The organism is Pseudomonas syringae (assembly GCF_001698815.1).
In the GTDB taxonomy this organism is placed as follows: domain Bacteria; phylum Pseudomonadota; class Gammaproteobacteria; order Pseudomonadales; family Pseudomonadaceae; genus Aquipseudomonas; species Aquipseudomonas syringae_A.
This window is the reverse complement of record NZ_LGSI01000020.1, coordinates 131,031-151,861: the sequence shown is the minus strand read 5'-3', so window position 1 is coordinate 151,861 and position 20,831 is coordinate 131,031. Positions and strand designations below refer to the sequence as shown.

The 20,831-nt window shown below is 60.2% G+C and carries 18 protein-coding genes and 1 pseudogene; 11 read left to right on the top strand and 8 right to left on the bottom strand.

Going from position 1 to position 20,831, the window contains the following annotated elements; translation table 11 throughout:
- The 7 genes from AFK24_RS05340 to AFK24_RS05310 all read right to left on the bottom strand — a co-directional run bounded on the left by AFK24_RS05340 (position 1) and on the right by AFK24_RS05310 (position 8,686).
- The gene (locus AFK24_RS05340) at positions 1-1,044 is read right to left on the bottom strand and encodes a LacI family DNA-binding transcriptional regulator (protein ID WP_065832247.1); all 1,044 of its coding nucleotides are present in this window, start codon (positions 1,042-1,044) and stop codon (positions 1-3) included.
- A 9-nt stretch (positions 1,045-1,053) separates the two neighbouring features.
- A complete protein-coding gene (locus AFK24_RS05335; protein WP_139110450.1) occupies positions 1,054-2,997 on the bottom strand; it encodes a TRAP transporter large permease subunit in 1,944 nt (647 codons plus the stop codon).
- A gap of 70 nt (positions 2,998-3,067) precedes the next feature.
- Positions 3,068-4,084 carry a TRAP transporter substrate-binding protein gene (locus tag AFK24_RS05330; RefSeq protein WP_065832246.1) on the bottom strand — a complete coding sequence of 339 codons (1,017 nt, stop codon included), beginning with the start codon at positions 4,082-4,084 and terminating at the stop codon, positions 3,068-3,070.
- A gap of 419 nt (positions 4,085-4,503) precedes the next feature.
- Entirely contained in the window at positions 4,504-5,085 is a 582-nt protein-coding gene (locus AFK24_RS05325) for a HupE/UreJ family protein (protein WP_080482042.1), read from the bottom strand.
- 73 nt (positions 5,086-5,158) lie between these two features.
- The gene (locus AFK24_RS05320; RefSeq protein ID WP_065832245.1) at positions 5,159-6,694 is read right to left on the bottom strand and encodes an amidase; all 1,536 of its coding nucleotides are present in this window, start codon (positions 6,692-6,694) and stop codon (positions 5,159-5,161) included.
- A 214-nt stretch (positions 6,695-6,908) separates the two neighbouring features.
- On the bottom strand, positions 6,909-7,541 hold the full coding sequence (locus tag AFK24_RS05315; protein ID WP_065832244.1) for an ANTAR domain-containing response regulator: 633 nt from the start codon (positions 7,539-7,541) through the stop codon (positions 6,909-6,911).
- Positions 7,538-8,686 (bottom strand): transporter substrate-binding domain-containing protein, encoded by a 1,149-nt coding sequence (locus tag AFK24_RS05310; protein WP_065832243.1) that lies wholly within the window; start codon positions 8,684-8,686, stop codon positions 7,538-7,540. The genes AFK24_RS05315 and AFK24_RS05310 overlap by 4 nt, the downstream gene beginning before the upstream one ends.
- Before the next feature lie 687 nt (positions 8,687-9,373).
- On the opposite strand from AFK24_RS05310, the gene urtA reads away from it, so the two are divergent.
- From urtA to AFK24_RS05250, 11 genes are all read left to right on the top strand, one after another.
- Positions 9,374-10,555, top strand: coding sequence for an urea ABC transporter substrate-binding protein (urtA, locus tag AFK24_RS05300; RefSeq protein ID WP_065832241.1), 1,182 nt, complete (start codon positions 9,374-9,376; stop codon positions 10,553-10,555).
- A 79-nt stretch (positions 10,556-10,634) separates the two neighbouring features.
- Positions 10,635-11,537, top strand: coding sequence for an urea ABC transporter permease subunit UrtB (urtB, locus tag AFK24_RS05295; protein ID WP_065832240.1), 903 nt, complete (start codon positions 10,635-10,637; stop codon positions 11,535-11,537).
- A gap of 1 nt (position 11,538) precedes the next feature.
- Positions 11,539-12,678, top strand: coding sequence for an urea ABC transporter permease subunit UrtC (gene urtC, locus AFK24_RS05290; RefSeq protein ID WP_065832239.1), 1,140 nt, complete (start codon positions 11,539-11,541; stop codon positions 12,676-12,678).
- Positions 12,678-13,415 carry an urea ABC transporter ATP-binding protein UrtD gene (gene urtD, locus AFK24_RS05285; RefSeq protein WP_065832238.1) on the top strand — a complete coding sequence of 246 codons (738 nt, stop codon included), beginning with the start codon at positions 12,678-12,680 and terminating at the stop codon, positions 13,413-13,415. Before urtC ends, urtD begins: the two co-directional genes overlap by 1 nt.
- 2 nt (positions 13,416-13,417) lie before the next feature.
- Entirely contained in the window at positions 13,418-14,107 is a 690-nt protein-coding gene (gene urtE / locus AFK24_RS05280; protein WP_020292439.1) for an urea ABC transporter ATP-binding subunit UrtE, read from the top strand.
- A 23-nt stretch (positions 14,108-14,130) separates the two neighbouring features.
- A complete protein-coding gene (gene ureE, locus AFK24_RS05275; RefSeq protein WP_065832237.1) occupies positions 14,131-14,571 on the top strand; it encodes an urease accessory protein UreE in 441 nt (146 codons plus the stop codon).
- Positions 14,568-15,299, top strand: a complete 732-nt coding sequence (locus AFK24_RS05270; protein ID WP_080482041.1) for an urease accessory protein UreF — start codon at positions 14,568-14,570, stop codon at positions 15,297-15,299. Before ureE ends, AFK24_RS05270 begins: the two co-directional genes overlap by 4 nt.
- A 42-nt stretch (positions 15,300-15,341) precedes the next feature.
- Entirely contained in the window at positions 15,342-16,037 is a 696-nt protein-coding gene (locus AFK24_RS05265) for an urease subunit beta (RefSeq protein ID WP_065832236.1), read from the top strand.
- 3 nt (positions 16,038-16,040) lie between these two features.
- On the top strand, positions 16,041-17,753 hold the full coding sequence (gene ureC, locus AFK24_RS05260) for an urease subunit alpha (RefSeq protein WP_065832235.1): 1,713 nt from the start codon (positions 16,041-16,043) through the stop codon (positions 17,751-17,753).
- A gap of 24 nt (positions 17,754-17,777) precedes the next feature.
- Positions 17,778-18,437 carry an urease accessory protein UreG gene (ureG, locus tag AFK24_RS05255; protein ID WP_065832234.1) on the top strand — a complete coding sequence of 220 codons (660 nt, stop codon included), beginning with the start codon at positions 17,778-17,780 and terminating at the stop codon, positions 18,435-18,437.
- Positions 18,434-19,312, top strand: coding sequence for an urease accessory protein UreD (locus AFK24_RS05250; RefSeq protein WP_065832233.1), 879 nt, complete (start codon positions 18,434-18,436; stop codon positions 19,310-19,312). The genes ureG and AFK24_RS05250 overlap by 4 nt, the downstream gene beginning before the upstream one ends.
- A gap of 96 nt (positions 19,313-19,408) precedes the next feature.
- On the opposite strand, the pseudogene AFK24_RS05245 reads toward AFK24_RS05250, so the two are convergent.
- Positions 19,409-20,819, bottom strand: a pseudogene (locus AFK24_RS05245) (amidase).
- Positions 20,820-20,831: the final 12 nt, after the last annotated feature.

The following is a 20,831-nucleotide window of genomic DNA, read 5'->3' as shown; positions in this document are numbered from 1 at the left end:
TTACGAATTTGCCGGAGCGGCTACCGACTGCCGGCACACCAGGTCGGGTTGGAAAATCAGGTTGACCGGGGTTTGCTCCATCTGCCGGGAGCGCGCCACCACGCGTTGCACCATGGCATCAGCCATCGCATCGAGCGGCATTGCTACCGAGGTCAGGCCGGGGTTGGTGAACGCCGCGATAGACAAGCCGTCCATGCCCACCACCGAAATATCCTGAGGCACGCGCAGGCCGGCCTGATGCAAGCCAGACATGAGACCGATGGCGAGCAAGTCGTTGACCGTGACAATGCCGGTGGGCATCGGGCGCATGGCTTTGATCTGGCTGGCCATGGCAAAGCCCAGGCTGGCCAGCTCGGAATCGCCGAAGATCTCGGCCACCTGGCCTTCGACCACTTCGCTGCTGTCCTGCAATCCAGCCTCAGCGACTCGTTTGAAAAAACCGGCAATTTTGTTGGAGCGACTCACGGTTTTACCGCTTGGAACCAGAAATGCCAGGCGCGAATGCCCATGAGCGATCAAATGATCTGCGGCGACGTAACCGGCCTGAAAATTATCCGGCGACATGTGATCAACCTGGGAATGCTCGGCCAGGTCAATGCTGCGGTCATAGCTGACCACCGCCAGCCCGCGCGACACCGCATCTTCAAGGTGGCGCTCGTCATCCATCGACGAGACCACAATCACCGACTGCACGCCAAACGAAAGCAAATCTTCGAACATCCGTGCTTCGTGCTGCTTGTCACGATGGGTATTGGCCAACAACAGGCGATACCCGTAACGCTCCTGCGCTGCGGCTTCGATTTTCAGGGCCAGTTGCCCGTACATGGGGTTGGCAGTCGACGGAACCAGCAGGCCAAGCATCGGTGTATGTCCGGTCTTGAGCTGCCGCGCCGCGCGGTTGGGCCGATAATTCAGTTGGCTGATCGCCTCCTCCACTCGGCGATAGGTCTCTGCGCCCAGCTTGTCGGTTCGGCCGCTCAGGACGTTGGACACTGAACTGACCGATACGCCTGCCAGGGCTGCTACATCGTGAATCGTTGCCATCTTTTTGCCTTAACCCATATTAAAAGTGCGTGGCAGCCACAACGAAATCGAGGGCACCAGAACAATCAGAACCAACATCATCGCCAACAGCAGCAAGTACTTGAGCATGCGCCGCGACACGTCTTCGACCTTGGTGCCGGTCATCGCGCAGGTGGCGAACAATCCCAGGCCAAAAGGCGGTGAAAACAGTCCCAGGCCCATGGCAATCACTGACACGGTACCGAAGTGCAACGGATGAATACCAACCTGAACCGCAATCGGCACCAACAACGGGCCGAAAATGATCAGCGCGGGCGCGCCTTCGAGCACCGCACCAAAGACCACCATGATGATGACCGACGCGAAGAGAAACGCCAGCGGGCCATAGTCATGTGCCAGGGCGAGCATGAAATCGGAGATGATCGCCGGGATTTGCAGGATCGTCAGCGCGAACGCCACGCTGGACGCCGCGGCAATAATGAACAGGATGCCGGCGGCCATCGCTGCCGAACGTACGAACAGCGCGGCAATTGCGCGAGGCGTCAGTTCGCGGAAGGTCACGCCGCCGACCAGCAACGCGTAGACCACGGCAAACGCCGACACTTCAGTGGAGGTCGCAACACCGGATGTCACGCCCTTGCCGATCATCGCCACCATGATCAGCGCCACCAATGCGCCGCCCATCAGCCGTAGCAACGGGGTACGCATAGGAAACGCTTCATTGGGGTCGACCTTGCGCCCGAAGATCACCGCCAGGGTCGCCAAACCCATGGCCAGCACCACAGCGGGCACGATCCCGGCCAGGAACAGCCCGCCAATCGAGATGTTCGCGACAAAGCCCATGATGATCATGTTGATGCACGGTGGAATGGTTTCCGCCATCACCCCGGAGGCCGCCAATACGGCTGCGGTTTCGTTGGGATCCTGACGCGTGCGACGTACGGCGGGGACGACGATGCCGCCAACAGCGGCGATATCCGCCAGCTTCGAGCCGGATACGCCGGAAAAGAACGCCGTCGCCAGAATGGTGATCAGGTTCATCGAGCCGCGCACGCGTCCAAATACCCTGACGAGTAACTCGATCAGGCGCGCGGACATCCCGTTGACCTCCATCACCAGGCCCGCCAGGACGAAGAATGGAATGGCCAGCAACACGAAGTGATCCATGCCCGCCATGACTTGCTGGGAATAGATGACCATCGGCAACGACGGGTCGCCCATGAAATACAGCAGCGCACACATGGCCAGGACAAAGGCGATTGGCACGCCGACCAGTAATCCACCGACGAAACCCAACAGCAGCAGCGTCCAGGGTTGCAAGGCGAAGGCTTCAAACTGGGTGTTCCAGCCCCAGACTGCGGCGCTGACGACGATGCACCCCAGCAGGCTCAGCCACGTACTGCGCGTTGCGCCGTTAATGGCATTGGCAACGCCGACGACGGTCATCAGCAGCGCGCCGACGAACACCGGCAATACATTCAGCCATTGCGGAAGCCCCATCGGCGTCGAAACATTGGCCGAGTCCTCAAGCAGCAACCAGGAAGAGAAAGCCAGTCCCGCTGCTGTTCCCGCGACCGCCCAGCCGCCGATCTGCAGCGCCACTTGCTGCCAGCCAGCCGGTAACAAGGCGCGAAAGAAATCGACATGCACGTGCTTGCCTCGGGCGAGCACCGTGGCACCGCCGAGGAACACCAGCATGACCATCAGGCCGCGTGCGACCTCCTCCGCCCAATCCACCGGCTGGTGGACGAAGTAACGCAGGATCACCGAGGCGAACACCACGGCCACGTCAACGGCCAACACCACAGCGCACAGGCGTTCGGTGAAGGTACACAGCGTAGCGAGCAGTCGACCGCTGGCCGCCTGGTTGTTGAATCCCCACTCCTGAGTGGGTGCGAGCAGGCCCGCAGCGTCCAGCGGGCTTTCGTGCCCAGGTGGATCCGCGGCAACGGTTACGCTCAAGGATGGGTTCATCACGGGTATCTCTGATTGTTATTGTCGATAGCTGCGCAATTGAAGTCGCGGCACCCTGAATGAGCCGCGATCAACTCCGTGACGCTTCGATAGCAGCCAGCACCGGGGCAGTGACAGGATTACTCTGCGTGAACGGTACCCAGAGCTTTTCGCGCATCAGCTGCCGAGTGGCGTCTCGCTCGTTGTCCGCCATCGGGAAAAAGGTCATGCCCGCCTTGGCTAGGGCGGCGACCGCTTCAACGCCCTTGATTTTCGCGGTTTCGCGCTGATGGATGCTGGCGTCCCGGGCAGCCGCGATAAACACGGGTTGAAGGTCAGCAGGAATCTTGGCCAGGCCACGCTTGCCGATCACTGCAATGCACGGGCTGAACAGGTGATTGGTCTGCCAGCAATTGCGCACGACTTCATCGAGTTTGTTGGCGAGCACGCTGGCGGCATCGTGTTCGAAGCCTTCCACGACGCCCGTCTGCACTGCGGTATAAACCTCGTTGAACGCAATCGGGGTGGGAATTGCGCCCAGCAACTTGAACGTTTCGATAAACGCCTGAGTCGGCAACACCCGCAACTTGACGTTCTTCATGGCTGCCAGATCCTTGATCGGCGGCTTGGTGTAGACACTGCGCGCGCTGAAATGCGAGCCCCAGCCGATGACCGAACAACCGGTCCGTTCCTGCAGCAACTTGTTGTAGATATCGCCGACGCCGTTATCCACTGCCTTGGCCACATGGGCATAGCTGTCGAACAGGAAACCCAGGTCGAGCAGTGCCAGTTCGGGCAACGCCGTCGCCCAGATCGAGCTGCCGGTGACCATCATGTCGATCGATCCCAGACGCACCTGCTGCACCACATCGGCTTCCTTGCCCAACTGACCATTGGCAAAAAAATCGATGCGCACTTTGTCGCCCAAGGCTTGTTGGAGATTCTCGGCAAAGCGTTGGTAAAACAGGAAATGCGCCGAGTTCTGATCGGACGGCATGGTGGAAGACAGTCGCAACACGGGAGTCGCAGCACGGCTGAAGGTTGGCAGAGACAAAGCAGCAGCGCCCAGGGCTGCCGACTGAACGAAACGACGGCGGGTCAGATTCATAATGTTCTCGATGGTTTTCTTATTTTGAGTAAAACGTTTTACTAAATCGTTTTACAGAGAGTAGTCCTCATGCAGATTTTTTCAATAAAAAATTTTATTATTCACGCAAAGGTGGGAATTCGCTGGAACGCGCCATGGTGTTCCAGAACTACGCGCTGTACCCGCACATGACCGTCGCGCAAAACCTCGGTTTCAGCTTGCACCTGCGCAAGGATTCGCCTGAACGTATTTAAAAAGCGGTGCAGGAAACAACGACCAAGATTTATCTGCGCGAGTCGTTTCTGATTGAACAACTTAGGCCTGAATCCAGCATTGACCACGCTCGAATGAATATCGAGCCTGAGGTTACGCCTTCCCTGGCAGCACCCGTCGGTCGCGCCGCATGTCCCTGCATGTGTTCGCAAGAACGCATCGCACGTTTATCCAGCCAGTAACAGACCGCCAACTCCAGCCGAAACCAGGCCGATGCTGCGAATGACTGGCACGCCAGCGACAGGAGTCCAGCGCGACAGGGCATAGCCGGCGGCGTGCAAGGCGGATGTCGCGATGACAAAGCCTGCGGCAAATCCCATGGGGCTGCTCATCTCCGGTAATTCCAGGCCATGGGCAATTCCATGGATCACTCCGAACAGTCCGGTGATCACGATACTCACGGCCAGCGGCGGACGTGCAGCCACTGCCACCAGCAAACCCAAGGCAAGTACCGAGGCCGCAATGCCGGTTTCCAGATACGCCACCGCAAAGCCGTTAAATCCCAGTAATCCGCCCAGCAGCATGCAGCCGACAAACGCCGCAGGAAGCATCCAGCGAGCGTTCGCCTGCTGTTGCGCAGCCCACAGGCCTACCGCAAACATCGCCAACAGGTGATCCATCCCGCTCAATGGATGAACCACGCCAGCCAGCAGTCCTGATTCATCATGTCCGGGATGGGCAAATGCAAACATCGGTAGCACTGACAGTACGCAGCACAGGGCCACGCGGGTAGCTCGAGTCATCAGCATGGAAGGCTCCTATATTCTGAGTCGACGCAAGCGCCAGCGAACCTGTCGCCAGCGCCACGTCCGGGGTATTCGCTTACGCGCGCGGTGGTTTAGGGAATGCGCCGCGGGCCTGTTCGTAGGCTTGCGCAACTCGCAACGCCAGGGCGTCCTTGAAACGCGGTGCGACAATCATCATCGCGACCGGCAGGCCGTCTGCCAGACCGGCAGGAATCGACGTCGCCGGGTGTCCGCTCAGGTCGAACGGTGCCGTGTTGGCAAGCATGTTCAGGGCGCCGTGGACGTACTCTTCCACAGGCGCATCCGGCGCGGTAAGCGGGGTTGCCACAAAGGGCATGGTCGGCATCACCAGCACGTCGAACTCTTTGAGCGCTTCGTCATACTGGCGGGTCAATTCCGGCACCAGCATCCGCGCTTTGGCATAGTAGGCGCCATGCAGGTTTTTCAGACTGTAGTGACCGGTCAACGCGACGGCACGCACACTGCTGGACAGTGCATCGGCGTGTTCGCGACGCTTCTCGCCGAAATAGCTCATGATGTCCGGATCGTAATAACCATCGACGTTCATGCCATAGCCGTTGCCTTGCAGCATCTGATAGGCCGCACCGTCAGTGGCAATCACGTTCCACAGATCCATGGCAACCCCTGAGTGCCATGGGGCACTGGCTTCACCAACGGTGGCGCCGAGTTTTTCCAGTTGCTCAACGGCAGCCTTGACCAGCGCATCAACCTGCGGTTCAGACATGCCGGGAATGGCGAAACCTTCACGCAACAAGCCGATTTTCAGGCCGGCCACGCCTTCATCCAGGGACGCAACGCAGCTGATTGCAGGCGGATTTTTTTGCCGTGAATCAAGACCGTCGGCACCGGCGATGACGTCAAGCATCACGGCTACATCGCGGACGTTATTAGCCATCGGGCCGACGTGATCAATGGTCCGTTCAATCGGGAAAGCGCCGGTGTAGGGCACCAGGCCGTAGGTCGGTTTGTGGCCGACAATTCCGCTCCAGGCCGAAGGCATGCGGATCGAGCCGCCCTGATCGCCGCCAATGGCCATATCGACTTCTTCAAGCGCAACCAACACCGCACTGCCGCTGGACGAACCGCCGGCATTACGCGTCAGGTCCCATGGATTTTTCACCGGACCGCTGGCTGAGGTGAAACTGGCGCCGGAGAAACACAGGTCTTCACAGACCGACTTGCCGACCACCGTTGCGCCCGCTGCCAGCAGGCGCTTGACCACCGTGGCATCCTCGGACGGCACGTAGCCGTCCAGACTCAGCGAACCGTTGGCCATAGGCACGCCCGCCACCGAGACGTTGTCCTTGATCACCACCGTCCTGCCAGCCAATGGGCCTTGCGCCGCACCGGCGATATGCGTTTTTACGTACCACGCGCCGTGCAAATTGTCGGCGTCCGCCGCCTTGCTGTATTCGCGCTTTGGCGGTTGCTGCGCGACGTTGGCGGCATACAGCGCGTCGATGGCTTCGTAAGAGTTCAGGGTTTCGTCGGCCAGATTGAGGAAGGACTCCATCTGGCTATCGGAAAGATGGTAGCCATGGTCTTCAGCGGCGATCAGAAAGTCGGCTTTGCTGGGGCGTTTTACGGACATGGTGTTCTCCAGATAACGTTAAGGACTGCCCGGAATCGGGCGATCATTGACTCGAACCGGCCGTGCTCGATGCACAGGCTGCGGCTCGCTCCGGAGGACTTCGTTGTCCACGCCGGTCGCCACGCGGTGTTCCATACCTGCCGGGTAAGGGCGTATGGCAAACGTCCACGCAGAAGAGGACCAAGCCGCCTAAGGCTTGATGCTCAAAGGCTGTTCAGGAACAGGCTCGTTGAAACAGTTCATGGGCTTTGACCAGGGCCTCGGCAATTTTCTCGACAGGTTCGCGCTTGGCCATGGCTTGATCACGCAAAGCGTTATAGGCGTCGATTTCCGACATGCCCTTGGTTTCAATCAGGATGATTTTCGCCTGCTGCACGGTGCGCATGACCGCCATGCGCCCTTCCAGACGCTTGACGTGTTTCTCACGCTCGCGTGCCTTGCGCGACTGGCTCAAGGTAATCGCCAGCGCCGTCAGCAGGCCGAAGGATTTCACGGGTGACGGGATCACCGAGCAGGCATTCAGCTGTACCAGCGCTTCGACGATGATCGGGTTCTCGTAGGCAATCACCGGAATGATTGGCGGCGTGCTGGCGTGCAGCAGCCACGGTGTATTGGTCGAAAGGCTTTCCGGCGACACCGCCAACACGATCACGTCCGCCTCGATAGCCAGGCGTTCCGGGATCGGCCACTGCACGCGCACCTGACAACCGATGCGTTGCAACTGCTCGATCAGGTTGCGGCCGTCTTCGTCATCCGGATGCATCACCAGCACACTGACATCGCGCAAATCCTTGATGCCGCTGCCGCTGTCGTTGCGCAGGCGTTTTTTGGCGGCACGCAAGGTCATGGTCGACTCCCGGCAGAGCTGGACCAATCATTGAAATTGGGCGCGATGGCATATGGGTCGGGCTTGAGGGCGCTCTGGCTCTCGTAAAGGATGTCGAACTGGCCCTCGGCGTTGGCTCGGCCGATGCGCGAAAACAGGTAGGTGTGGTGGTTGTCCGCGTCGACCCGGATGCACCCTTGAGGTGCTTCGAATTCCAGGCCGCGCATGGCTTGCAATACGTCTTCCACTTCGGTGCTGCCAGCCCGCACGATTGCCTTGGCCAACAGATGGACCTGAAAGTAAGCGGCCTCCCAGCATCGGTCGGTGACTTGATGCTGACCGAACAGCTCGCGGTACTGAGCGATGCATTGGCGATTGTTCGGCGTGTCGACCGACTGGAAATAAGTCGCCGCCGAGATGTGCCCGGCGCCCAGATGAGCGCCCATTTGCTGGATATCTGTTTCGCTGGTCGTCAGGCTGGCAATTGGCATCACTGCGGGGTCAAAACCCGCGTCGGCGTAGGCTTGATACAGATGCCCCATGGTTTCACCGACCACCGTCGAGAAGATAAACGACGGCTTCAGCTCCTTGGCCTTGACCATCAACTTGGCGAAATCTTCCGGCCGGGCGTTTTTCAGCGGCAGGTAATATTCGCCCAGTTTGGTGCCGCCGCGCTCGTACAGCAGGTCGCTCATCAGGCGGTTGGTTTCGTAGGGATAGACGTATTCCGAGCCGATCATCAACACGCGATTGCCGAAGTTATCCAGCATGTAGTTGCCCAGCGGCAACGCGTTATGGTTTGGGGTCGCGCCGGTATAAATGATATTGCGTGAATATTCGAAACCTTCGTAATAGACCGGATACAGCAGCAGCGCGTCATAGCGCTCGACGATGGGCAATGCGGCCTTGCGCGCGGCAGAGGTGTAGCAACCGAAGAAGAACCGCAGGTGCTCCTCGCGGATCAGTGACTCGATGTGCATGGCATAAAGCGCAGGCGTCGAATCGGGGTTGCGGGTGATCAGCTCCAGAAGCCGGCCATTGACGCCGCCCGCGGCGTTGATCTGCTGGATGGCGAATTGCGCGCCGCGCATTGTTGAGCACTCGGCAGCAGCGGTGACGCCGGTGTCGGAAAACAGACCGCCTATGCGGATCGACTGGTCAGCCATGCCTATAAACCTTGTTCAACGTGAGATGAGACGCCCGCTCAAGGCTGGGGGTCTGAAAGTCAGTGCAAAGAATAACTGAGCGAAACACCGTGTAGTGCAACGGTTGCTCTCAGGCCGATTGTGCCTGGGGCTGGCGCGACAACGCTGTCGGGGCCAGTCATGCGAGGGGCCTTCCACACTTGCCGAGGATGGGCGTGTGACAAGGAACCCTGCGAGGGTGTCATGCGAGCTTCATGCAGATAGCGGGCCATGCGCCCTTTTGTTCAACTCCTGAGCGCTCGTCCCCAAGCGCTCGCGGCCATCGGTCGAAAATCGCGAAGCAGGAACAGTCCCGCAGCGCTGTCTGACTGACCTCGAAAATGTTCACGATTTTGGTGCATTCGCCGATCTGTCGCGCCAAAGCAGCGCAACCAATGACAAAGGTGCAATAGATGCAGAGAACTTCCACGCACCCTCCTCCAACCACCATGAAACAGACTTTGCAGACATTGGCACCGCCCTTGCTATAAACCTTCTGAGACACCGCACCAGCTGTTTGCCCTACGCCCCTCTTGGCAGGTAGGGAAACACCTGGCGTACGACTGGATCGGACACTGTTGTCCCGCCAGATTCGGCACAAGAAGCCTGACCTCCCGGTTATTCATTTGACCGGGACGTCGGGCTTTTTTTATTTCTGGAGAGAAGTGAATGCACAACGACAAACGCCGTTTGATCAAGCATGCCCTGATGCTGGGTGCCTTCAGCCTGCTGCCGTTTTCGCTGACCAGTCAGGTGCAGGCAGCCGAAACCGTCAAGGTCGGCATCATCCACTCGCTGACCGGCACCATGGCCATGAGTGAAGCGTCGGTAGTGGACGCGGAAAAACTCGCCATCGACGAAATCAATGCCAGCGGTGGTGTGCTGGGCAAGACCATCGAACCGATCGTCGAGGACGGCGCCAGTGATTGGCCGACCTTCGCTGAGAAGGCGCGCAAGCTACTGGAGAACGATCACGTGGTCGCAACGTTCGGCGCCTATACCTCGGCGTCGCGCAAGGCCGTGTTGCCGGTGTTCGAGCGCAACAAGGGCTTGCTCTATTACCCGACCTTCTACGAGGGTCTGGAGAAGTCCCCGGCAATCATTTACACCGGTGCCGAAGCCTCACAACAAACTCTGGCAGCGGTCAGCTGGTTGATGGCCAACAAGGGCAAGAGCGTGTATCTGGTGGGTTCGGACTACATCTGGCCACGCACGACCAACAAGCTCGCGCGGGCATCGGTGACCAAGCAAGGCGGCTCGATTGTCGGTGAGGATTACCTGCCACTGGGCAATATCGAGTTCTCCTCGGTGATCAACAAGATCAAGGCCGCCAAGCCGGACATCGTTCTTTCGACCATCGTCGGCGGTTCCAACGTGGCGTTCTACAAACAGCTCAAGGCTGCAGGCATCGACAGCAGCAACCAGACGCTGATGGCTCTGGCTGTGACTGAAGAGGAAGTCACTGGCATTGGCGCGGAAAACCTTACGGGTTTCCTGACCTGCATGAGTTATTTCCAGAGCCTGAAGAACCCGGTCAACGAGAAATTCGTTGCGGCTTTCAAGGCGCGTTACGGCGAAAAACGCGTGGTCGGCGACCCGATGGCGGCAGCCTACACCGCGGTTTACCTGTGGAAGAAAGCGGTGGAAAAAGCGGGCAGCTTCGATGTGCCGGCAGTGATCGCGGCATCTTCCGAACTGACCCTCGACGCGCCTGAAGGCGAGATCAAGATTCACAAGGACAACCATCACCTGTGGAAGCGTGCCCGCATCGGCACCATCAATGCCCAGGGCCAGGTCGACGTGATCTATGAGTCCGCGCCTATCGAGCCGAATCCTTTTCCAAAACTGTGATGCAGGGTCGGGCGCGATTGGTTGCGCGCCCTTTTCCACCCACGTGGCCCGCCAACGTGCAACAACAGGTAGCGACGCAATGACTTTCGATATTTTGGTGATGCAGGTCTTCAGCGGGTTCTCGCTGTTCTCGGTGTTGGTGCTGATGGCGCTCGGGCTGACCATCGTCTTCGGCCTGATGGGCGTGATCAACATGGCTCACGGCGAACTGATGGCGATGGGGTCGTACATGACCTACGTCACTTCGCTGGTATTCCAACGCTATTTTCCCGAATTCATGGGCTGGTATTTCATCGTCGGCATCGGCGTCGCCTTTGTGGTGACGTTCGCCTTTGGTTTCCTGCTCGAACGCTGCTTCATCCGCTTCATGTACAACCGCCCACTGGACACGCTGCTGGCGACCTGGGGTTTGTCCATCGTGCTGCAACAATTGTTTCGCCAGGTGTTTGGCCCCAAGGAAGTCAGCGTGCCTACGGTGCAATGGCTACAAGGCGCCTGGAAGATCAGTGAAGGACTTGAACTGCCCCTCAACCGCATTTTCATCATCGGCCTGACGCTGGTCATTGCCGCTGCAGTGTTTCTGTTTCTTTATCGCAGCCGCTGGGGCCTGCGCATTCGTGCGGTGACTCAGAACCGCGCCATGGCCGGTGCTGCCGGGATCAATACCGCGCGCGTCGATGCGGTGACGTTTGCCCTGGGCTGCGGCCTGGCCGGGATCGCCGGCAGTTCGTTCACCATGCTGGCTTCCACCGGTCCCGTCAGCGGCCAGCAGTACCTGGTCGACACCTTCATCGTGGTTGTGTTTGGCGGTGTCGAGAGTCTCCTGGGCACGTTCCTGTCGGCCTTCGCCATTGGCCAGACGCAGATCTCCCTTGAATACCTCACCACCGGTTCCATGGCCAAAGCCATCACGCTGCTGGTGGTGATCGTGCTGCTGTTCTTCCGCCCCAACGGCTTGTTTGCCGCGAAAGTGAGACGTTGAGATGAATGACATGACTGAAAAGCCCTTTACCCGTCCCGAGATTGCGGCTCGGGTTCCGCGCTGGCTGAAGGGCGGCTGGCTATCGATGATCGAGCGCTACAGCCTGATCTGGCTATCAATCCTGCTGTTGGTGGTGCTGCCGTTGAGCCTTGGCGACTTCCGTCTGGGGTTGGCAGGCAAATACCTGAGCCTGGCGTTCTGCGCCGTGGGCATGGTGATGATCTGGGGTTACGGCGGGATTCTCAGCCTCGGCCAAGGGATCTTCTTCGGTCTGGGCAGCTACATGATGGCGATGTACCTCAAGCTCGAAGCAACGGCCACCGATGAAGCCGCCAGCGCCCTCGCCGCTTTCTACGGCTCCGCGTTACCGGACTTCATGATCTGGAACAGTGTTGACGCGCTGCCCTGGTGGTGGAAGCCGTTCGAGTCGGCGACCTTTACCTTTGCCGCGATCATCATCCTTCCGGCGCTTCTGGCATTCCTGTTCAGCTATGCGTATTTCAAGAAACGCGTGGGCGGCGTGTATTTCTCGATCATCACGTTGTCGCTGGCGGCGATCATGTCGATCATGATCATCGGTCAACAGGGCTATACCGGAGGCGTCAACGGTCTGACTGACTTCAAGACCGCATTCGGCCTGAGCCTGCAAACCCCGCAAACGCCCTGGATTCTCTACCTGATCACTGCGCTGATGCTGCTGGCCTGCGTGGCGCTGTGTGGATTCATCCTGCGCAGCCGCTTGGGCAAGGTGGTGGTGGCGATCCGTGACCGCGAAGACCGTGTGCGCTTTTCCGGCTACAACACCGCGCTGTTCAAGGCGTTCATCTTTGCCGTGGCCGCGCTGATTTCCGCTCTGGGCGGGGTGATGTTCACGCTGCAAGTGGGCCTGGCGTCGCCGTCGCTGGTCGGGATCATCCCCTCGACCGAAATCGTCATCTATGCCGCGCTGGGCGGCCGTCTTTCACTGGTCGGTGCAGTGTATGGCACGTTGCTGATCGGTGTCGCGAAAACCTACCTGTCCGAGAACTTCGTCAATTTCTGGCAGTACTTCATCGGCTTCCTGTTCATGGGTGTGGTGCTGTTTTTGCCCACGGGCCTTGCCGGTTTGCTGCAACGCTTGAGCAAAAAGGAGGTGCAGTGATGAGCGCCATATTGCTGAGTGTCGAAGACCTGACCGTGTCGTTCGATGGTTTCAAAGCGGTGGACAGCCTCAATTTCTATGTCGAGGAAAACCAGGTGCACGTGGTGATTGGCCCCAATGGCGCGGGAAAGACCACGCTGCTCGACATGATCTGCGGCAAGACCCGGCCCAGCGCTGGCAGCATCCGCTTCAAGGATCTGCAACTGGCCAACATGATCGAGTACCAGATCACCCGCGCCGGCGTGGGCCGCAAGTTTCAGAACCCGTCGGTGTACGAAGACCTCACTGTACGCGAGAACCTCGACATTTCTTCTCCGGATAAACGCGGGATCTTCAATTGCCTGTTTGCCCGCAAGGACAAGACGCTTCAGGCAGAGATCGAGCAGACCGCCGAGATGATTTTTCTTCAGGACCAACTGGGGCGCAAGGCCGGACTGCTGTCCCACGGCCAGAAGCAGTGGCTGGAGATCGGCATGTTGCTGATGCAGCGCCCGGAGCTGTTATTGCTGGATGAACCGGTGGCGGGCATGAGCGCAGGCGAGCGGGAGAAAACCGCTGGTCTGCTCAAACGCATCGCCAAGGGCCGCGCCATGGTGATCATTGAACACGACATGGAATTCGTGAAATCGGTGGCCGACAAGGTCACCGTTCTGCACCAGGGCAAGACCCTGGCCTATGGCTCGATGGATCAGGTGCAAAACGATCCTCGTGTCATTGACGTCTATCTGGGGCACTGAGCATGCTGACCGTCAATCAACTCAACGTGTATTACGGCGACAGCCATGTGCTGCGCAACCTCGACCTGGAACTGGCACCCGCCGAATCCCTGGCGATCATGGGCCGCAACGGCATGGGCAAGACCACGCTGCTGAAAAGCCTGGTCGGCATGCTGCCGGCGCGCAGCGGCAGTATCAATCTGGCCGGAGAAGAACTGACATCGCGCAAGAGCTACGACCGGGTCGCGGCAGGCGTCGGGTTCGTGCCTCAGGGCCGGATGATCTTCCCGTACCTCAGCGTCGAAGAAAACATCCTCACCGGGATGCAAGGGGCACCTGCCGCGCCCATCCCCGATTACATTTTCGAATACTTCCCGGTGCTGTTTGAAATGCGCCGGCGCAAGGGCGGCAACCTCTCCGGCGGGCAGCAACAACAGCTCGCCATCGCCCGTGCGCTGGTTTCCAACCCAAAGGTATTGATCCTCGACGAACCTACCGAAGGCATTCAGCCGTCGATCATCAAGGACATCGCCAAAGCCTTGAATTTGCTGAAAAAAGAGCGCGGTTTCTCGCTGATTGTGTCCGAGCAGGTGCTGTCGTTCGCCATGGCGGTAGCGGATCGCTATCTGATCATCGAGAAAGGCGAGTTCGTGCACAGCGAGGTCCACGCAACCGTCGACCGCGAACGCATCCTGCGTTATCTGACCATCTGAACCCGGCCACAGGAGACATCGCCATGTTGATACTCGACCGCATTGTCGGCCAGGCCAGTGACCCGGCCCTTGCCGATCGCCTGCACGACCTGAGCCACGCCGGCCAGGTAGAAATCCTTAGCCTGTCGGCCAGCGATATCCAGCGCCATCGCCTGCGCCTGGCCAGTGATCGTGGCACCGACTGCGCCATTCGCCTGGAGCGCCATCAACACTTACGCAATGGATCGGTGCTGATGCTTGACGGCCAGCGGGCCATCGTCGTGCAGATGGAGGACATTCGCTACCTTGATCTGCAACCCCGCGATGCTGCAGCAGCACTGGAGCTGGGCTATTTCGCCGGCAACATGCACTGGGCCGTGCGTTTTGCCGGCGACAGATTGCAGATCCCGCTCAACGGCCCCGACGCCGATTACCTCGAACGCCTGGCGCCGATGTTGCTGGACGGTCGGGTGCAGCGCCTATGAACGAACTGGCCAGCAGCCTGCTGGCACTGCAGCAGGCCGACAGTTTTTTCCCTGGCGGTGCCGTGGCCTGGTCATGGGGGCTGGAGACGCTGGTGGCCGATGGGCACCTGGGCCTGACCGACGTGACCACCCTCAAGCGTCGGCAACGGGGGGTTCATCGTGACCGTAGCGCTCCGGTGCGCACATTCGTCGAAGGCCAGCTGCGCCATCGCTGGAACAGTTTTGACAGGGCGTTTCTATGCGCCGCCTGGCAGGCCGCCAATGACCTGCCCACGCTCGTCGACCTGGACCACCAGATTGAAGCACTGACCCTGGCCGAAGAGCTGCGCCAGGGCTCGCGTCGCGTGGGCCAGTCGTTGCTGGGGGTGCATGTCGCCCTAGGCACGCCGGGCGCCTGCGCTTACCAGCAACAGGTGCTGACCGCGCAAACCCCAGGGCACCTGCCCGTGGTGCAGGGCTTGCTTTGGCAGCGATTGGGCATGCAACGCGATCATTGCCAACTCGCCGCCGCCCACGGTCTGTGTACCGGGTTGGTCAGCGCCGCTGTGCGCCTGGGCGTTATGGGTCATGTGGACGCGCAACGGGTGCTCACTGGCATCCAGCCACTGCTCCTGGAACTGCTCGCCCAGGCACCGCCTGAACCCGACGCTGCCAGCGGTTTTACGCCCATGGCCGAGATTGCGGTGATGCGCCATGAAACCCAGGCCCTACGTCTTTTTGCCAATTGAGCCGGCCGACCAAAAGCCAGCCGTCTCCACAGGAGCTTCACTATGCTGCTGACCCCCACTGAACTGGAGCGGCTCACGCTGTACACCGCCGCGGAGATATCGCGCAAACGTCGCGCCAAAGGCCTGCGCCTGAACTTCCCGGAAGCGTCGGCACTGATTGCCGACGAAATTCTCGAAGGTGCGCGCGAAGGCCGCAGTGTGGCTGAGCTGATTGGCTTTGGTTCAACCATTCTCAATACCGACGACGTGATGCCTGGCGTCGCCGATTTACTGCCGGTACTGCAAGTGGAAGGCACCTTCCCCGACGGCACCAAGCTGGTGACGGTGCACCAACCGATACGCCCCGGCCTGCTGCTTGTGACAGAGCTGTCCACACCCGGTGAAATCATCTCGCCGGACAGCGACATCCAGCTCAACACGGGGCGGCCAACCACCACCCTGCGGGCCATCAACACCGGCGACCGACCGGTTCAGATCGGCAGTCACTACCACTTTTTCGAAGTCAACAAAGCCCTGGATTTCCCGCGTGAGATCGCATTCGGCATGCACCTGGACATTCCGGCCGGCACTGCCGTGCGCTTTGAACCGGGCGAACTGCGCGAAGTGCAACTGGTGCAGTTTGGCGGCACTGGCGACATTCACGGTTTCAGCGGTTTGACCAACGGCAACCTGCACGATCCGGCCTGCAAGGCCATCGCGCTCGAGCGTGCCCGCGCGCAATTCTTCAAGGGAGCCTGATTCATGGCAACGATGACACGCAAGGAATACGCGGCGATGTATGGCCCAACCACCGGTGATGCCGTGCGCCTGGGCGATACCTCCCTGTTGGCGGAAGTCGAGTTCGACCATTCGGTGCCCGGCGATGAGTGCCTGCACGGTGGTGGCAAAACCCTGCGCGACGGCATGGGTCTGATGCCCGGTCACGACAGCGCAGACGGTGCCCTGGACATGCTGATCTGCAACGCGCTGATCATCGACCCGGTGATCGGCATCGTCAAAGGTGACATTGGCATCAAGGACGGCAAGATCGTCGCCATTGGCAAGGCCGGCAATCCCCAAGTCATGGACGGCGTGCATCCGCAGTTGATCTGTGGCGTGGCGACTACCGTGCGCGACGCCGAAGGCCTCATCGTCACCCCCGGCGGTATTGACGTGCATGTGCATTTTGATTCCGCTCAGCTGTGCGACCACGCCCTGGCAGCGGGCCTGACCACACTGATCGGCGGTTCACTCGGCCCGATCACCGTGGGCATCGACTGCGGCGGTGAATGGAATGTCGGCAAGATGCTGCAGGCCGCTGAAGCCTGGCCGATCAACTTCGGTTTTCTGGGACGCGGCAACTCCAGCAAGCCTGAATCGTTGCTCGGCCAACTGCGCGGCGGCTGCCTGGGCCTGAAGATTCATGAAGACTGGGGCGCCATGCCCGCAGTGATCGACACTTGCCTGAAAGTCGCGGACGAGTACGACTTCCAGGTCCAACTGCACACCGACACGCTCAATGAATCGGGTTTCCTCGAAGACACCCTGGCCGCCATCGGCGACCGAACCATCCACATGTACCACACCGAGGGCGCGGGCGGTGGCCATGCTCCCGACATCATCAGTGTGGCGGGCAAATCCAACTGCATCCCCTCCTCCACCAACCCGACCAACCCCTACACCGTCAACACCTTCGATGAACACCTGGACATGATCATGGTCTGCCACCACCTCAATCCGGACGTCCCGGAAGACGTCGCCTTCGCCGAATCACGGGTGCGTCCGCAGACGATTGCCGCCGAAGATATTCTTCACGACACCGGCGCGATTTCCATTCTCGGTTCCGACAGCCAAGGCATGGGCCGCATCAATGAGGTGATCTGTCGCACCTGGCAACTGGCGTCAAAGATGAAAGATCAACGCGGTCGCCTGCCGGAAGAAAGCACTGCCCTTGGCGACAACGAACGCATCAAGCGCTACATCGCCAAATACACCATCAACGCCGCCAGGGTGTTCGGCATCGACAGCTACATTGGTTCACTGGAACCGGGCAAGATCGCCGATCTGGTGCTGTGGCGCCCGGCGTTCTTCGGCATCAAACCGGAGCTGGTGGTCAAAGGTGGCTTCATCGTGCATGGCGTGATGGGCGACTCCGCAGCCTCGTTGTACACCTGCGAGCCGCTGATCATACGCCCGCAATGGGGTGCATTCGGCGAGGCCAAGCAAGCGTTGTCGGTGAATTTCGTCAACCGTCTGGCCGTGGAGGCCGACACGGCTGCAAAGCTGGGCCTGAAGAAAGCCTTGCTGCCGGCCTTCGGCACCCGAACGCTGCGTAAATCCGACATGTTGCACAACGATGCCTGCCCGGACATCCGCGTCGACCCGCAGACCTTTGATGTGTACGCCGATGGCGAGTGCCTGACCTGCGAGCCCGTCAGCGAAGTACCCCTGGCCCAGCGCTACATGCTGCGCTGAACCCAGTTGCCCGAGGACTCCGACATGAGCATACCTGCGACCGCAATGCCCCTCTCAGTACCACAGCCCCATCCCGGCGCCGCGCGGGTCGGAATCGGTGGACCGGTCGGGTCAGGCAAGACCCGCCTGCTGGAACAACTGATCCCACGCTTTCTCTCTCGGGGCACTGAGTTGGCGATCATCACCAACGATCTGGCCACCCGTGAAGACGCCGAACGCGTGCGCCGAAGCGGCCTTATCGACCCGCAGCGGGTTTGCGCAGTGGAAACCGGCGCCTGCCCGCACACCGCGATCCGCGAAGACCCGACGTTGAACCTGCAAATGGCCGACGAGCTGGAAGCACGCTTCGCCAACCTGGACCTGATCCTGATCGAGTCCGGCGGCGACAACCTGGCTTCGACCTTCTCACTGGATCTGGTGGACTACTGGATCTTCGTCATCGATGTGGCGGGAGGCGATGATATCCCGCGTAAACGGGGGCCGGGGGTGTTGAGCTGTGATCTGCTGGTGGTCAACAAATATGATCTGGCGCCGTATGTGGGTGTTGATCTGCCGCGCATGCGTCGCGAATCCGCCGAAGCCCGCAACGGACGACCCGTCCTGTTCACCAACTGCTCCACCGGTGATGGGGTCGATGCAGTGGTCGAAGCCATCAGCCGCGCCGTGTTGTTTGACCAACCATGAACGCGCCGCAGGAGCTGTTTCGACCCTTGATTGTTCCGCCTCAGGAGCCGTCGCGCTTACAGGCGCGGATTGCCTTCAGCACAGCACCGTCCGGGGCCAGCTATATCAGCGCGCAGCACGTGGGTTATCCCTTTCACTTGGGCCGAACCCTGAAACTGCCGGATGATCCGCACGGCATGGCGGCCGTCTATTTGCAGTCATGCTCAGGCGGAATTTTTGCCGGGGAGGATTTGCAGGTGCAGTTGCATGCCGGGCCGGACAGCCAGGTCCATGTCAGCACCGGGGCGGCGACCGTCGCCCACAGCATGCTTGAGCAATCGGCGCGGCAGACCGTCACTCTCACTGCTGAAAACGGAGCGTTGCTGGAGTACCTGCCGATGGCGACGATCCTGTTCCCCCAGGCCAAACTGCACAGTCAGGTGAAGGTGACGTTGCATCCCGGGGCCAGAGTGATGCTCTGTGATGCATTTTGTCTGCACGCTCCGCAGGACAACAACGGCATCTTCGACTTCTACCACGCGGACCTGGAAGTGCGCTGCCCATCTGGTCGGCTGTTGGCCGGAGATCGCCTCGCGCTGTGTGGGCAGGACATGTTGCGACAATTACCGGGCGTCAGTGATCGCTACCAGGCGCTGGCGACCTTCATGTTTGTCGGTCAGGGCTTGCCCGTCGAGCAACTGAAAGCCACCCTGCGCAATGCCTTGACCGCCCTGCCCGACAGTTATTTAGGGATAAGTGCATTGCCCAACGATTGTGGGATTTCAGTGCGAATCATGGCCGTCGACGCCGTAGCGTTACGCAACAACCTCCATACCGCCTGGGCGTGCATGCGCGAACAGCTCACCGGCATCGCACCGCGTGTGCGTCGCAAATGAACAAGCGGCCCACGCCCACGGTGTGATAGCCGGGGAAAAGCGTCTGCTGGAGCGCCGATCATTATGCAATCGCCGCTCTCAGGCCTGGCAAACCTGTCAGAGGTTACCGGCCCAAACGACTGGATGCCGATCTGCCCAAGGCAACTCGCGCTCCAACTGCCCGGCCAAGCCCAGCAATAGGCCTTCAGCGCCGAACTTGCCCATGAACTGCATGCCAATGGGCAATCCGCTCTGCGGGTCGTGGGCCAATGGCACCGACATCGCCGGAGCGCCGACAACGTTTGCCAGCGCGGTGAAGGGTGACTGATTGAACACCTGGTTCATCCAGCCACGCCCGTCGAGATGCTCCTGCCCGGCATTGTAGGTACCGATCAGCGGCGCCAGCCCCGGCAAGGTCGGCGACAGCAGCAGGTCGTAATGTTCGAAAAAACCGCCCATTTTTCGGGCAACGATATTGCGTTCGAACAATGCGCCCAATAGTTCGGTGGCACGCAACGTCTTCCCTAGCCGATAGAGCGCCAGCGTCGCCGGCTCCAGGTATTCGGAGTCGATACTGCGCCCCGTCGCGGCGGCAATGGCATCGATCCAGGCGGCCATATTTGAGGACCAGAAGCGTCCATTGAGCTCGACAAACGCATCCCAACTCAGGCCGATGTCCGGCTGCACTTCTTCGACCCGGTGGCCCAGCAGCTCAAGATTGCGCACCGTCTGCATCAAGGCGGCCTCTACCGCAGGATGCAGCGCTTGACCGTCCAGCGGGCGAGTCTGCAAGCCGATGCGCAATGCACCGGGCTGACGCCGGGATTGCTCCAGGAAAGTGGTTTCCGGGGACGGAATGCGGAACGGGTCACCTGGTGCGTAGCCATGGATGGCGTCGAGCAATGCAGCACTGTCACGCACCGAGCGCGTCAGCACGCCATGAACGGCAAGGCCGCTCCACACTTCATCGACATCCGGCCCCATTGGCACCCGCCCGCGACTGGGCTTCAAGCCGAACAGGCCACACATGGACGCCGGCACACGGATCGAGCCGCCGCCATCCGTGGCGTGGGCTACCGGCACCATCCCTGCCGCGACTGCCGCTCCCGAGCCGCCACTGGAACCCCCGGCGCTGCGACCGGTATCCCAAGGATTGCGTGTAGGTCCACACAGCCGACTTTCGGTGGTGGTGCTCGCCGCGAACTCCGGTGTGGTGGTTCGGCCCAGCGGCAACAGCCCGGCAAGGCGCAAACGGCTCATCAGCTCCGAGTCGGCTGGCGCGGTACAGTCGAGTGCCAAGGCACTGCCCAATTCATTGCGACGTCCGGCAGCGGTGATACCCAGATCCTTGATCAGGACCGGCACGCCATGAAACGCACCGGATTTCCACCAGCGCGTTGACCTGCGGATTGAGTGTTTCAATAGCCTGCAAAGCCGTAGAACGAACCTCTTCGGCGCTGACCCGCTTGTCGCGGATCAGTTGTGCCAGACCCGTCGCATCTTGGACGGAGTATTCGGACAGGTGCATGATTTTCTCCAG

What these genes read in the sequence shown, in the direction of transcription:
- urtE (WP_020292439.1), top strand. Translation starts at nt 13,418, where the DNA reads ATGCTGACCGTCAATCAACTCAACGTGTATTACGGCGACAGCCATGTG.
- AFK24_RS05320 (WP_065832245.1), bottom strand. Translation starts at nt 6,694, where the DNA reads ATGTCCGTAAAACGCCCCAGCAAAGCCGACTTTCTGATCGCCGCTGAA.
- AFK24_RS05250 (WP_065832233.1), top strand. Translation starts at nt 18,434, where the DNA reads ATGAACGCGCCGCAGGAGCTGTTTCGACCCTTGATTGTTCCGCCTCAG.
- AFK24_RS05335 (WP_139110450.1), bottom strand. Translation starts at nt 2,997, where the DNA reads ATGAACCCATCCTTGAGCGTAACCGTTGCCGCGGATCCACCTGGGCAC.
- AFK24_RS05340 (WP_065832247.1), bottom strand. Translation starts at nt 1,044, where the DNA reads ATGGCAACGATTCACGATGTAGCAGCCCTGGCAGGCGTATCGGTCAGT.
- urtA (WP_065832241.1), top strand. Translation starts at nt 9,374, where the DNA reads ATGCACAACGACAAACGCCGTTTGATCAAGCATGCCCTGATGCTGGGT.
- ureG (WP_065832234.1), top strand. Translation starts at nt 17,778, where the DNA reads ATGAGCATACCTGCGACCGCAATGCCCCTCTCAGTACCACAGCCCCAT.
- AFK24_RS05310 (WP_065832243.1), bottom strand. Translation starts at nt 8,686, where the DNA reads ATGGCTGACCAGTCGATCCGCATAGGCGGTCTGTTTTCCGACACCGGC.
- AFK24_RS05330 (WP_065832246.1), bottom strand. Translation starts at nt 4,084, where the DNA reads ATGAATCTGACCCGCCGTCGTTTCGTTCAGTCGGCAGCCCTGGGCGCT.
- urtD (WP_065832238.1), top strand. Translation starts at nt 12,678, where the DNA reads ATGAGCGCCATATTGCTGAGTGTCGAAGACCTGACCGTGTCGTTCGAT.
- AFK24_RS05325 (WP_080482042.1), bottom strand. Translation starts at nt 5,085, where the DNA reads ATGCTGATGACTCGAGCTACCCGCGTGGCCCTGTGCTGCGTACTGTCA.
- AFK24_RS05265 (WP_065832236.1), top strand. Translation starts at nt 15,342, where the DNA reads ATGCTGCTGACCCCCACTGAACTGGAGCGGCTCACGCTGTACACCGCC.
- AFK24_RS05270 (WP_080482041.1), top strand. Translation starts at nt 14,568, where the DNA reads ATGAACGAACTGGCCAGCAGCCTGCTGGCACTGCAGCAGGCCGACAGT.
- AFK24_RS05315 (WP_065832244.1), bottom strand. Translation starts at nt 7,541, where the DNA reads ATGACCTTGCGTGCCGCCAAAAAACGCCTGCGCAACGACAGCGGCAGC.
- ureE (WP_065832237.1), top strand. Translation starts at nt 14,131, where the DNA reads ATGTTGATACTCGACCGCATTGTCGGCCAGGCCAGTGACCCGGCCCTT.
- urtB (WP_065832240.1), top strand. Translation starts at nt 10,635, where the DNA reads ATGACTTTCGATATTTTGGTGATGCAGGTCTTCAGCGGGTTCTCGCTG.
- urtC (WP_065832239.1), top strand. Translation starts at nt 11,539, where the DNA reads ATGAATGACATGACTGAAAAGCCCTTTACCCGTCCCGAGATTGCGGCT.
- ureC (WP_065832235.1), top strand. Translation starts at nt 16,041, where the DNA reads ATGGCAACGATGACACGCAAGGAATACGCGGCGATGTATGGCCCAACC.